The organism is Planktothrix tepida PCC 9214 (genome assembly GCF_900009145.1).
Classification (GTDB): domain Bacteria; phylum Cyanobacteriota; class Cyanobacteriia; order Cyanobacteriales; family Microcoleaceae; genus Planktothrix; species Planktothrix tepida.
Genome location: NZ_LN889782.1, coordinates 428,978 through 442,332, shown reverse-complemented (window position 1 = coordinate 442,332; position 13,355 = coordinate 428,978). Strand labels below are relative to the sequence as shown.

The window sequence follows — 13,355 nt, the reverse complement described above, 5'->3', positions numbered from 1 at the left end:
GCTTTTTCAGTCACATTAATAATAACTAATGAATTTTATCTCTGATATACAATTATTTCTCAAAAGAATTCTGGGCAATTCTTAGATGGTAATACAATCGCTCCTATTCGCCATCTTATTAATCCACATACTGTCAAGATTACTGCTTCATAATTTTGCCTCTTTAACCGAAATCTTTCTGAAGCAACTCGATAAATTTTTATCAGTCTTATTAAATGTTCAACTACAATCCTTTGTTGGGCTTTTAACCGATTTTCTTCTCGCTTTTCCGCCGACATCTCTTGATTCCTCGGTTTCTTATACGGTGTATTAATTGCTGTTTCTCCTACATAAGCTTTATCCCCTCTGTATTTTTGATTATTCCCCAATTCCTGGCTTCTTTCTCTCCACAATTTCAGATCACTTGTTGCTCCGGTATAACCCACAGCTACATCCACTATTTCTTTTCCATTTGGCATGACAATGACTTGATTTTTAAAGGTATGTGTCTTTTTCTTTCCTGAGTAATATTTTTTCTGCTCTTCATTGTCTGTTGGTCTTTCCCTGGGCTGTTCATAGCTATCTACTACTAACTCAAATTCCACCAGAATTTTTTCTACCCACTCCCAATCACTCTCGTTTTTTTTTACTTGCTCTAGCAAACTCGCTGGTAGTAATTCTCTCAAGATTTTTATCCAGTTATGGAAAATATCATTCGCTGTTGATTCACTGACTTCAAACTGTAACCCTAACATTTGAAATGTCGGCATTTGATGCAGATAAATTAGAGTCAGTAAGATTTGTTCCTCCACAGATAATTTCTGCCGACGACCCCCACCTGCTTTAATCAACCTGATTTTAGTTTTTTCTTTTTCCTGTCGTTTTTCTTCTTCTAATAACTCCGCAGCTTGAATGAGTTCTATCATCTGTTCATATTCCATCCCTAATAGCCTTTTTGCTTGCTGGGGATTCTTGTCCAGATAGTCTCTTAATTTACTCATCTCTAATCCGGGGTAAAATTTAATTTTATCATCTTTTTACCCCTCCTTTTTTCTATTTTGGAGATGTCTAATGACATCCTCGTTGGTGCTGAAGGTCTTGATACCCTGACTGGAGGCAATGGCAATGATGATTTTTATATTACGACTCAATTTGACCTGGAAACGATTACTGATTTCCAAGATGGGTCAGACCGAATTGTTTTCACCGGAGGATTGACCTTTGCTCAGTTACAAATTACGTCGGAAAATGGCAATACCATTCTGGCAGTAACGAGCACTCAACAACAAGTTGCTAAACTCTTGGGTGTCAATAGTGCTTTAATTACGGCGGAGGACTTTTCCGCTAATAATTCTCTCTAATCAAGTAGTCGGGGGAGTTAATTTTCTCCCCCTAAAATTTTGTTAGAGCGATCACCATACCCCTTAAAACCTGAATTCAGTATTTATTCGTAATTCGTAATTCGTAATTCGTAATTTCTTGTTCCCTGTTCCCTACTATTAATTAAACCGAATTACGGTTTCTGCTTCGGTAAGATGGGAAGTATCACCCTTGAGTTCTAGTATCCATTGATTTTGATTTTGAACCAATTTGAATAAACAACATAAGGTGGCTTTCATCTCGTTTTCTTTTAAACTCGGAATCAATCCCATGGCTGTTCCTAATACAGAAGCACCATGTCCAACGAATAATAAATCATCCTGGGGAAACGTTGTTACTAAACGTTTTGCTGTGTTGGCTGTTCGTTTTAAACACGCTTCCCAGGTTTCAGGATACTGAAAAACTCCGACAGGATAGGATAAATCAATTCTAGGGAATTTCTGAGCTAAAATTTCTGGGGGTAAGGTTTCAGGAAAACTCATCCAATCAGGATTTAACCATTCTCCTAATCCCCAATCTAACTTAATCGATAAATCTAACCGTTCAGCAACAGCATTCGCAGTTTGGACTGTTCTTAAAAACGGAGAAGCAATAATTTGAGTAATTCCTTCCCCGACTAAACGATTAGCTAATTGTTGCGCCTGAATTTCCCCATCCTCGGATAAATGGGGGTCATAACGTCGTTCTGCGGTATTAAACCAAGCGGGATTGACAAAATCAATCCGATTTCCATGTCGTGCTATCCAAATGGTTTGAGGCATAATTCCGCTTTATATAGTGCTACGCATTAAAGTGTTTAACAATTCTAAATCCTAAAACCCTTTCAATGCTTACTGTTCCCTGTTCCCTGTTCCCTGTTCCCTAGTATTTAATCTAACCCTACCAAGGACTGCCAATTAATGTAAATGCCGCCCAATAATAAGGATGGGAAAGGTTATCGATTCCGGGCTGTACAATTTCAGGGGGTAAAGATATTTCACCCCGTGACAAGAATAATTCTCCCTGTTGTAAACGCACATCCCCTTTTAACATCCGAATTTGAGTTTGTTGTAAAGCTTTAGCTTTGGTGGAGGAGGTTTTCAACTGTTGATAAAACTCACTCATTAAGGCTAAAGTTCCTGTGTCGCTAACATACCACAAACTTGCTAAAGCTGTTTTTACCCCCGACTGAAATGCTAATCCTGCAAATCCTAATTCTGCATCTTTATCCCCAACTGCCGTTTTACAAGCACTTAATACTAATAATTCAATCGGGGGATTCTTCCAATTAAATTGACCCATTTGATCTAATTTGAGTTGCTCATCCCAAAATTGAATATAGGAATTTCCGGGTTTTCCCGGCTTAAATTCTGCATGGGTCGCTAAATGAACAATTCTATAGGGACTGAAGCTTAATAGACGTTTTAAATGATCGACCGTAAACCCTTGATTAAGATAAGATTGTCCTTGCCATTGTCCTGAATTCTGCGGATTTTCAATCGGAAGACGGATGATACCATTCATCCCATCCGAGTTAACAATTGTAGCTAATTCAAAAGGAACCGCAGGTAAGGGATTTTGATTTTTAAATTCTGAGGCTCCCATGGCTAAAACCAAAGCATCTTTTAGAGGTTCATAATTTAGATTCATCAGATTAAAAGCCGGAATTCGAGTTAGAGCATATTTTTCAATTAAAAAACGCTCTCCATCATGTAAAACCCCTAAAGGAAGGGTTCGTAATCCCGCCCCCAAACAAAATAATAAGGTATCAATCTTTTCGGCTTCTAACTGCGCTTCAATGGGTTTAATAATGGCGTTATATAATTGTTGAGAAGGTTCAAGATAAGAACGACTTTGTAATTTGCGAGGATTAGTCAATTCTTGATATAAATTGATCACCCCAGTTCTCAACTGTTCTGGTTTAATATTCGATTGAATTTGACCCAAGGGTTCTTTTCCGGGGGTAATCAAAACTAACACTAATCCTTCAGGTTCAGGAACGACCCAAAGCACAGCCGGTTTTGTTCTCGTTTTTTGGCTGATTTGAGCTAAAATTTGGGCAATATCAGGAGCCGTGAGTTTGCTATCGGTTAAATTTTGACTAAAATAGCTTTCATAGTCCGATTCCCATTCCTTCTCGACCTGGTTAACCTCCGTCTTCCAATTGACACGACTGGCTATTAATTGACCCGATGTAGGGGCGAGTTCTGCTCGACTGAGGCGACCCACAGACAACCCTGCTAAACCTGTCCCAGAGGTCGATAATTCCATCACGACTAAACCCAATAGGACAAGAGGAAGGGCTCGCCACATCCGTTTGTAAACCCGGTTTCTCGTCCACAAATAACCCAGATGCTTTAAAATGTCTAAAAATAGAAGACGATAACGTTGTATTCTTTTCATAAGATTGAAATGGAAAATTGAAGGGGAAGGGATTAAAATCAATCCTCTTCCTCGTCTGAGTTTCAGCCTAGTGGTTGTTCAATCTAATCTAACGTCTAAATTCTCAAGTAGAATCAACGTTGCTAAAAATTTATATAAGTTCTCCAATCTCCCCTTCTCTTGAGAGTGGGGAGTCTTAAACTTTAGTCTAAACGCTCACTGATCATTATGACGCCTTCCTCGAATTTTGAGACACCGGAATCCAACTCAAATCAACCCTTGTTATCTCAAACCGATGAAAATATTAATCCTGTTTCATCTTTTGAGGAGGAGCAGAACACAATTGTTGAGGAAACTTCCCAGGAGGTTAAGATTTCTGAGGAAGAACTATCGGACTTAGAACCCATCTTAGATGAACCTGTTGTTTTATCGGTAGAAACGGTACAAACGAATTCAACAACAGCAGAAGAAAATACACTGGCTTTCAATGAATCCGTTGATGTTCCGCAACAAGATTTATCGCAGATAGAATATTATAATCCTCAAAAAATCAAGCAAAATCAAACAACAATTGTTGGGTCTGTAGCTAATCAAGATGAAGATTTAGAAGAAGAAAAAGAATTTTTAGATGAAATTCCCGATGAAGTGGAAATGTCCTTATTTGACCATTTGGAAGAATTAAGACAACGGATTTTCTACTCATTAATTGCGGTATTTATTGCGATTATTGGTTGTTTTACGGTTGTTAATCCGATTGTACAATTGTTACAACGTCCTGCATCGGGGATTAAATTTGTCCAATTAGCTCCGGGAGAATATTTCTTTGTTTCTTTAAAGGTAGCGGGTTACAGTGGATTAGTTGTGGCAACTCCGTTTATTTTATATCAAATTACAATGTTTGTTTTACCCGGATTAACTCGCAAAGAACGCCGTTTATTAGTCCCAGCTTTATTAGGTTCTAGTGTATTATTTCTATTAGGTTTAGGCTTTGCTTATGTAGCCTTAATTCCGGCTGCATTGAACTTTTTTATTAATTATGGGGCTGATGTTGTTGAACAATTCTTTTCCATTGAAAAATACTTTGAATTTGTTTTAGTTTTATTATTCTGTACCGGAATAGCATTTCAAATTCCTGTGATTCAAGCTATATTAGGAGCCTTAAAAATTGTATCTTCCGAACAAATGTTATCCGGTTGGCGATACGTTATCTTAGGCGGAGCCGTATTAGGTGCAGTATTAACACCGTCCACCGACCCTTTAACCCAAAGTTTATTAGCAGGGGCTGTTTTAGGTCTTTATTTTGGCGGAATTTGGATTGTTAAACTGATTGAAAATACATCAGAATCTTATTCAAAATCAATCGGTCAGTAGGCAATCCTTCATCAATTAACCATCAGAAAATCGTGTTACGCTTTATATCTCTAGGTAAAGGCTAAAACCCAACAAGGAAGTTTATGATCTTCCCTGTTCCCTGTTCCCTGTTCCCTGTTCCCTGTTCCCTGTTCCCTGTTCCCTGTTCCCTCTTATAACGATTGACACAAAGCAGCTTTGCGAGAGTCAAACAACTGAACAATTCCATCTGTTACAGCTTTTTTAACATGATCATCACAACCCGCTAAAAATTCTTCATGGGTAATTTTATTTTGAAAAAATTCTTGGGCGCGGTTGCGTTGATGGATAATTTCATCAAACCCTAAACATTTGACCATATAAGTTGCTAATGGAGAATTTTTAATATCATAGGATGAACTTTGGGTTCGTCCTTCTTCTAACAATGTTAAAACTTGTTGTTCTAATTCCGTTTTGGGTGGGTGAGGATTGACATTAGGGGGTAAAAAATCCACTAAAGAAACGGCTGAAAATCCTTCAGTCGGCATTTCACCCATTAATGTTGAAACCGGAATCACTCGCCCAAATCGTAAAGATAACGCTTCTAAAAAGGCAATAGTAAATAACTTACTGGCTAAATACAATCGCCCCACCTCAATATTTTTTCTAGCCCTGGCTACTAAAGCGTTATAACTCAACTCATCAGGATAACCTTGAAATTGATGAAAAATGATTTCAGGTTTAATAAAATTCATAAACCCTTCCATTTTTTGCAAAGCTGTCCGATATTGATTAATCGTGTAAGAACTGGAATTTTTGAGATAGTGATTGGTCTCCGGTAGCAAATTCCAAGTATTATCTAAAAATCGGGCTGCACTTTCATGGGCAAAACTTCCCACATCTCGATTAGAAAGTCTAACAGAACGTTTAACAGTTTCAATTAAATCTTCATCCGTTAATTTTAAATTAAAGGTTTTACAAACGTCCTTTAAACGTTGATATAAAACATCACTATTGCTTCCTAATTCTGTTTTTGGGCGAAAAGGAATTGTTGCTTCAATACAAGCCACCACTTGCACCAACAACTCTAAAGGTAACAACGGTTCTAATACTTTGGTAGCCACTAATCCGCTCAAAAATTCATTTTGCCCACTCATGGGAGACAAAGTTTGACTGGGAGCAAAATCAAAGATTTGTCTCACCATTTCAAAACTTTGATCAGGCGGTAAATCTTCAGCATCCCGAATCAGTAAATGTTCTCCAACTTGGCGAATAAACGGAGCAATATAATAGGTTAAATTAAAATTAACACTTTGATCCACCTGTACATAGACAACATCATGAAACAGGGCGGCTAAAACTTCAATCGGATCTTCCTCTCCCCCCACCTCAAAAATATGATTGGGGGTGTGAAAATAGCGCCAAGGCCCGGTCATCGTTTGTACAATCAGTTCTGCTATTTTAGGCAGTTCTGTCTCGTCACAATCAATTTCAAGCTTCTGCATCGCCCAGATCAGCTTTTCTAAGCATTGTTTGTTGTAGTCCGGTTCAAAACCCATATTTACCAATACACCTTATATACTGAACTTAAATTATTGATATCTTATTATGCCTTTAGTTTTAATCAGAGCAGACCTATAACCCCCTAAGTTGAGATCAAAACCGAGTATAAGCTCCTCAGAGGTTGAAAATGAGCGAAATTCCAATTATTGCTACAAATTATGAAACAACAATGAATAAGGTTTGCCCTAGTTGTGGATTCAACAATTCTCAGCGAGCGAAATTCTGTATTGAATGTGGCACTTTGCTCACAAACTCGGAATCGGTCAATAAACCCGAAATCTTATATCCTGAATCCAACAATAGCAAACCGTCGCCATTTCAGGAAGGAGGGTTTACACCCTTAATCATCAAACCGGAGGCACAGGTCAGGGAAAGATCCTCTGTTATGTTTACACGACCCGCAGAACGCCGTTTACTCACGGTGATGTTTTGTGATTTAGTCGGGTCAACGGCCTTATCTGAACAACTTGATCCCGAAGAACTCCGAGAACTAATTCAAACCTATCAGGAAACCTGCGCCCAGGTGGTGATGCAGTTTGAAGGTTATATTGCCCAATATTTAGGCGATGGGATTTTAATCTATTTTGGCTATCCTATCGCCCATGAAGATGATGCTCAACGGGCGGTAAGGGCTGCATTGGGCATTATTGAAGCGATGGCAAGTCTCAAAACCCGTTGTGTTCAAAATCGTTGTTTGAAGTTAGCCGTGCGTTTGGGGCTGCATACGGGGTTAGTGGTGGTGGGGGAAGTGGGGGCGGGAAATAAACGGGAACAGTTGGCTATTGGTCAAACTCCGAATTTAGCGGCTCGTTTACAAGGTCTGGCCCAACCCAATATGGCTGTATTAAGCCAGAAAACCTATCAACTGGTGCAGGATATTTTTGAGTTTCACCCCCTGGGTCTACATTCGCTGAAGGGGATTTCTCAAGCAACGCAAGTGTATCAAGTGCTGCGGGAAACGAACCATTGCCAACGCGCTAAAATTGCAGAAACCCGTGAAACTCCCCACATTGGTCGTCAACAGGAACTCGAACAGTTAAAAGCGATTTGGGAAACGGTGAAAGTGGGACAGGGACAGGTAGTATTAGTCACGGGAGAAGCGGGAATGGGGAAGTCCCGACTCATACAAGCCTTTAAACAATATCTTTCTCCAGAAAATTATCGCTTACGAGAGTTATATTGTTCTCCCTATTATCAACATACGCCCTTCCATCCGATTGTGGAAATGTTGCGCGAAAGAGTTCTAAATTTATGGCAAAATGATGGTTCTGATGAAAAACTAAAAAAACTTGAACAGTATTTAACTGAAAATCAACTTCCTCTCGCTGAAACTGTACCTCTATTTGCCCAATTGTTAGAGATTCCTTTAACTGAACAATATACCCCTTTAAATTTATCGCCCCAAGCCCAAAAACAGAAAATTATAGAAGCAATGTTAGCCATGATTCGTCGTTTGGCGAGTCAACAACCCGTTTTAGTGATTGTTGAAGATTTACATTGGATTGATCCTTCTAGTTTAGAGGTACTAAATCGATTAATTGAAGCGGGAGCAAATCTGCCGATTTTGCGATTATGTATTTCTCGCCCAGGGTTTGAAATTAAATACTTAAACTTTTCCCAAGTTACGGAAATTAACTTAGATTATTTATCTTTGGAACAAATCACAGCAATTATTAATGGGATTACTGGAGGAAAACCGCTACCTGATCTTGTAATGAAATTAATTATAGAAAAAAGTGATGGTATTCCTTTATTTGTGGAAGAACTGACAAAAATGGTTTTAGATTCAGGATGGTTAGAAGATCTGGAAGACCGTTATCAGTTAGTTGGGTCAGTTCCCCGTTTAACGATTCCTGATACCTTAAAAGGTTTATTAATGGAACGCTTAGACCGCTTAGAACACGCGAGGGAAGTGGCACAATTAGGAGCAACCATTGGTCGAGAGTTTAGCTATGAATTATTACAGATGATTGCTATTCATGAATTAACAGAACTAGGATTAGATGAAAATAAAATTATTCAGGGTTTACAGCAGTTAGTTGAAAGAAACTTGCTGAACATCAAAGGGGAAATCCCGATTTCATCCTATAGCTTTAAAACCGTTTTAATTCAAGATGCCGCTTATGATTCGTTACTCAAAAGTACCCGACAACGCTATCATCGTCAAATCGCTCAAGCTTTAGAATCAAAATTTCCAGAATTCGCAAAACAGAAACCTGAATTATTAGCTTATCATTATACTAAAGCGGGATTATTGGAAAACGCAGTTAACTATTGGCAAAAATCGGGAGATAAAGCCTTTCAAGCTTCCGCTAATGAAGAAGCGATCGCTCATTTTAATAAAGGGCTATTCTTATTAAAGGATCTACCGGAAACTCCTCAAACCTTAGAACAAGAATTACAGTTAAAAACAACATTAGGAAAAGCCTTAATTGCGACAAAAGGATATGCTGCTTCTGAAGTTGAGACAGTTTATAAACGCAGTGAGGAGTTATGTCTAAAAATTGGAGATACTCCTCAAATTTTCTTGGTTTTATGGGGATTATATAGTTATCATATCGCCAGAGCAGAATATCAAATTGCCCTTGAATTTGCCCATCGTTTAATGAGTGTAGCTCAACAGCAACAGAATCCAATCTTGGAAATGGAAGCCTATTTTACGTTAGGATTATGTCATTTCTATTTAGGGGATTTAATCATCGCTCAAACCCATTGGGAAAAAGGGCTATCCTTATATCAAATTAATCCGAATAACTGTTATATTTGTTTAACCGGACAGGATGTAGGAATTGGTTTTTTAAGCTTTCTATCTTGGAGTTCTTGGTTATTAGGAAATACTGAACAAGCGTTACACTATAGTCAACAATCCTTAATTTTAGCGAATGAGCGATCGCATCCCTATAGTTTAGGAATGGCTTTGAGTCTAGCTGCCATGTTTTATCAATATTGTCAGCAACCCGAACTTGTTCAAAAATATGCAGAAGCAGCGATCGCTCTTTCTCAAGAACAAAGCTTTGAATTTTGGCTCGTTCATGGTAAAATATTAAAAGGTTGGGTATTAGTAGAACAGGGTTATTTTGAAGCCGGAATCACTCAATTACAGGAGGGAATTACTGCCCATACTAAAATCGGAGGTCAGATTTCCCAGACCTATTTCCTCGGATTAATGGCACAAGCTTATAGTAAAGGAGGAGACTATAATTCTGCCCTCAATATTCTAACAAAAGCCTTAACTAAGGTTGATCAGAATCAAGAACATTTTTGGGAAGCAGAACTCTATCGTTTACGGGGAGAACTAAATTTAAAGATCACTCAAAATTTACAAGTCGCAGAACTAGATTTTCAAAAAGCGATTAGTATTGCTCAAAAACAACAGGCTAAAGCATTAGAATTAAGAGCTAAACAGGATTACGAATTACACTCATAAAATAGGAAAATGAAAACAGCATTTTTAGGTTTAGGGGTGATGGGTGGCTATATGAGTGCCAACCTCGCTGCATCAGGATATTCTGTTAACGCTTGGAATCGAACGAGCGATCGCCCTGGTGTTAAAATAGCATTAGACGCAGGAGCTAATATCGTTGATTCTATTCAAGAAGCCGTTACAGATGTTGATATTATTTGTACCTGTGTAAGCGATATTCCCGACGTTGAAGCCGTTATATTAGGCGAAAATGGCGTCATTCATTTTGCGAAACCAGGGGCAATTATTATTGATTTTAGCACCATTGGTTCAGCAGCAGCCCGACACATTTCTCAACAGCTTGAACCTGCTCAAATTCAATTTCTAGATGCTCCCGTTTCTGGCGGTGACATTGGAGCCAAAAACGGCACATTAACCATTATGGTGGGTGGAAATGAAAAAATATTTGAAACCGCTAAACCGATATTAGAAACAATGGGCAAAAATATTCGGTATTGTGGAAATGTTGGCAGTGGTCAAGCCGTTAAACTCTGTAATCAAATTCTCTGTTCTTTAAACCTAGTCGGTATTTGTGAAGCCATGTTATTAGCTGAAAAACAAGGCATTGATCCTAATTTAGTCGTTGAAATTTGTAGCACCGGAGCCGCTGGATCTTGGGCGTTATCGAATTTAGGCTTAAAAGTTGCTCACGGGGATTTTGAACCCGGTTTTATGATTAAACACATCTTAAAAGACCTCAGAATTATTCAAGAAATGGTCAATTCAGATCTTCCATTACCCGGTACAGAATTAGCCGATCATTTATTTAAAATTGTCCAAAAATTAGACCAAGGATTAGGCGGAAATCAAGGAACACAAGCGATGATTCGAGCTTATAATCGCTCTTAGAAACCGGGTTTTTAAACAAAACTATTAGGAAAAACCCAAACTTTCAGAAAAAACCCGGTTTCTGGACACCCGTGTACACAAAACACTCATCAGAACATACCCTATCTTCATAGGTAGAAAGATAAAAGCTGATTTTCTCAACAAAACCCTATGAAAACCGAGATTTTTAAGAAAACCAGCTTCTGAAAAATGACTTGATTTTAAAGTTTAGGCTTCGTTTCGTCTTTCATTATTAGGTGTTTCTTGATTATTTAACAATTGATAAACTCCAAGTCCTCCTATTGTCAATAAAGCTCCTACTGCTATAACTCCCGCAACTGGTACAGTAACAGGAGCAGCTACTACAGATGTAACAGTTGTAGTAGCGCCTAGTAGACCAGCCAAGCCACCAGCAGATGCTGTTGTCGTTACAGTTGTCGGTACCGTGGCAACAGTAATTGCACCTAACGAAGACCCGAACGAAGAGCTTGCGAAAGCAGTAACTCCTGCAATTAGTTCATTTCTCATTGAAAACCTCCTTGTCTGGCTACCTAAAAAACAGATTACTCATCATTATACTCAGTATAAACACGAATTGGGTATAATCAATGACATAAGTATTTCTTATTATTAGCCTTTGCAACATAAGACTTTTTTGTAAAAAACCTGTTTTTTCACAAGGTATCATCACTGAAAAGGGCGGGCAGGTTTATAACAGTTATCGGTAAATATCAGAATTGGTTACAGAACACGCCCCTGCATTTTCAACTAGAAAAATTAGCCATTTCTAAGGATTGATCAAAGTCAGTTAACTTATAGTCTGGAGATAAAGCTTCTGCATCTATTAGTTGTTTGACTTTATCAAAAATCAAAACTTCTTCTTGTTGTTGATCAGTTAATTTATCATAAAAATAAGGATCGGAGAACCATTGCTCAAAGGCAACTTCTAACAACCCATTTGGGTCAATTTTTAACCTCCAGTAGAGAGACATTCTGTTATCAACGACTTCAAATAACGGCGCAGGACTTCGCATCGGATAATATATATAGTTATCCTCGCAGATATAGTACCAAACCAGTCCTTGCTTGATATAGAAGGCGTAAACAGTATAGTCTTTGCCAACTGTTAGGGGAAATTCCATTTCTTTTTTGTAACCTCGTCTGGGATCGAGGTAACTTTCAGGAAGATATGATCCAGTATTAGCAATACAACGAATTTTCATAATTAGAATCTCTACAAATTTTTAGGGGCTGTTTTGGGATATTGACGTTTGAACTTAAATTCAACATCTTGACGAGTTTGACTGTTACGAAACCAGTGAACTTGTACAGATGCTCCATTAATTTCAAAGGCTTGATTACTGGTCATTTTATCCCAATCTTCAGGATTACCGCCATAAATAGCAACCAGTCTGGGTGCATCTCCAAGTAGTTTATCTACACCAACTTGAATGGGTCTGAAATTACCACCTTGAGCGTCTTGTAGTAGGAGTTGCTCTCGTAAGTTGCTAGGAATTTCATCGGGAATTGCACCTGTGGTCACGATAAGTTTAGTTTAGGAAAAGGCAAGACATATCAATCATAGAGTGTACAAGCAGAGAAACTGGGTTTTTGAAGAAAACTATTAGGAAAAACCCAAACTTTCAGAAAAAACCCGGTTTCTGGGAATAAATGTATGTTATTATGTTATAATATTTACCATTATTTAATGAATTCAAAAATATTTGATCAATAAGGATTATGGTTGATAAAAATGATCGAAAACTCTAAAATTATAGAACTCAGCCAAGCTATTGCCCATGAATTTGATCCAAATAAAATCATTTTATTTGGCTCCTATGCCTATGGAAACCCTCAAGATGATTCTGATGTGGATTTATTAGTAATTTTGCCTTATGAAGGGAATAGTTTTCGGAAAAGTTGGGAAATTTTAAATAAAATTAAGCCAAATTTTTCTATAGATTTGTTAGTTAGGACTCCTGTAGAGATTAAGCAAAGACTGGCTTGGAATGATTTTTTTATTCGAGAAATTATCGAAAAAGGAAAGGTGATTTATGAATCCCCTAACCATTGAATGGGTTGATAAAGCAGAGGGGGATTTTACTACAGCTTTAAGGGAATTACGAGTGAGGAAATCTCCTAACTATGATGCTGCCTGTTTTCATGCTCAACAGTGTGTTGAGAAATATCTGAAAGCCCGTTTACAAGAAGCAGGTATTATTTTGACAAAAACCCATAATTTGACTGTTTTATTAGATTTACTTTTACCTGTAGAACCGGGTTATGATAGTTTTCGTCTCAAACTTTTAGCTTTAACTTTGTTTGCAGTTGCTTATCGTTATCCGGGTGCTTCTGCTGATAAAGATACAGCGCGTGAAGCTTTAGATTTTTGTAAGGAAATTCGGCAAGAAGTTCGGTTAAGTTTGGGTTTAAATCCTTAAAACAGCGCTCT

Annotated in this window: 13 protein-coding genes; 6 read left to right on the top strand and 7 right to left on the bottom strand. The window is 38.0% G+C overall.

Annotated elements, in window-relative coordinates:
* Nucleotides 1-59 precede the first annotated feature (59 nt).
* Nucleotides 60-980 carry an IS5/IS1182 family transposase gene (locus tag PL9214_RS04870; RefSeq protein ID WP_072717485.1) on the bottom strand — a complete coding sequence of 307 codons (921 nt, stop codon included), beginning with the start codon at nt 978-980 and terminating at the stop codon, nt 60-62.
* 63 nt (nt 981-1,043) lie between these two features.
* On the opposite strand from PL9214_RS04870, the gene PL9214_RS04865 reads away from it, so the two are divergent.
* The gene (locus PL9214_RS04865; RefSeq protein WP_072717710.1) at nt 1,044-1,340 is read left to right on the top strand and encodes a calcium-binding protein; all 297 of its coding nucleotides are present in this window, start codon (nt 1,044-1,046) and stop codon (nt 1,338-1,340) included.
* Nucleotides 1,341-1,478: 138 nt separating this feature from the next.
* On the opposite strand, the gene PL9214_RS04860 is transcribed toward PL9214_RS04865, so the two are convergent.
* Complete coding sequence (locus PL9214_RS04860) at nt 1,479-2,120, bottom strand: histidine phosphatase family protein (protein ID WP_072717709.1); 642 nt, start codon at nt 2,118-2,120, stop codon at nt 1,479-1,481.
* A 118-nt stretch (nt 2,121-2,238) separates the two neighbouring features.
* Nucleotides 2,239-3,741 (bottom strand): CHAT domain-containing protein, encoded by a 1,503-nt coding sequence (locus PL9214_RS04855; RefSeq protein ID WP_245824176.1) that lies wholly within the window; start codon nt 3,739-3,741, stop codon nt 2,239-2,241.
* A 549-nt stretch (nt 3,742-4,290) separates the two neighbouring features.
* On the opposite strand from PL9214_RS04855, the gene tatC reads away from it, so the two are divergent.
* On the top strand, nt 4,291-5,091 hold the full coding sequence (tatC, locus tag PL9214_RS30460; RefSeq protein ID WP_245824215.1) for a twin-arginine translocase subunit TatC: 801 nt from the start codon (nt 4,291-4,293) through the stop codon (nt 5,089-5,091).
* 152 nt (nt 5,092-5,243) lie between these two features.
* On the opposite strand, the gene PL9214_RS04845 is transcribed toward tatC, so the two are convergent.
* Nucleotides 5,244-6,608 (bottom strand): hypothetical protein, encoded by a 1,365-nt coding sequence (locus PL9214_RS04845; RefSeq protein ID WP_072717708.1) that lies wholly within the window; start codon nt 6,606-6,608, stop codon nt 5,244-5,246.
* 131 nt (nt 6,609-6,739) lie between these two features.
* On the opposite strand from PL9214_RS04845, the gene PL9214_RS04840 reads away from it, so the two are divergent.
* Together PL9214_RS04840 and PL9214_RS04835 are read left to right on the top strand one after the other, a co-directional pair.
* A complete protein-coding gene (locus PL9214_RS04840) occupies nt 6,740-10,039 on the top strand; it encodes an adenylate/guanylate cyclase domain-containing protein (protein WP_072717707.1) in 3,300 nt (1,099 codons plus the stop codon).
* A gap of 9 nt (nt 10,040-10,048) precedes the next feature.
* On the top strand, nt 10,049-10,924 hold the full coding sequence (locus tag PL9214_RS04835) for an NAD(P)-dependent oxidoreductase (protein WP_072717706.1): 876 nt from the start codon (nt 10,049-10,051) through the stop codon (nt 10,922-10,924).
* Nucleotides 10,925-11,131: 207 nt separating this feature from the next.
* Here PL9214_RS04835 and PL9214_RS04830 read toward each other — a convergent pair whose 3' ends face one another.
* The 3 genes from PL9214_RS04830 to PL9214_RS04820 all read right to left on the bottom strand — a co-directional run bounded on the left by PL9214_RS04830 (nt 11,132) and on the right by PL9214_RS04820 (nt 12,446).
* Complete coding sequence (locus PL9214_RS04830) at nt 11,132-11,431, bottom strand: hypothetical protein (protein WP_072717705.1); 300 nt, start codon at nt 11,429-11,431, stop codon at nt 11,132-11,134.
* 236 nt (nt 11,432-11,667) lie between these two features.
* Complete coding sequence (locus PL9214_RS04825; RefSeq protein ID WP_072717704.1) at nt 11,668-12,126, bottom strand: hypothetical protein; 459 nt, start codon at nt 12,124-12,126, stop codon at nt 11,668-11,670.
* Nucleotides 12,127-12,137: 11 nt separating this feature from the next.
* On the bottom strand, nt 12,138-12,446 hold the full coding sequence (locus PL9214_RS04820; protein ID WP_072717703.1) for a hypothetical protein: 309 nt from the start codon (nt 12,444-12,446) through the stop codon (nt 12,138-12,140).
* 210 nt (nt 12,447-12,656) lie between these two features.
* Here PL9214_RS04820 and PL9214_RS04815 point away from each other — a divergent pair, with 210 nt between their 5' ends.
* The gene (locus PL9214_RS04815; protein WP_072717702.1) at nt 12,657-12,977 is read left to right on the top strand and encodes a nucleotidyltransferase domain-containing protein; all 321 of its coding nucleotides are present in this window, start codon (nt 12,657-12,659) and stop codon (nt 12,975-12,977) included.
* Nucleotides 12,958-13,344, top strand: coding sequence for a HEPN domain-containing protein (locus PL9214_RS04810; protein ID WP_072717701.1), 387 nt, complete (start codon nt 12,958-12,960; stop codon nt 13,342-13,344). Before PL9214_RS04815 ends, PL9214_RS04810 begins: the two co-directional genes overlap by 20 nt.
* Nucleotides 13,345-13,355 lie beyond the last annotated feature (11 nt).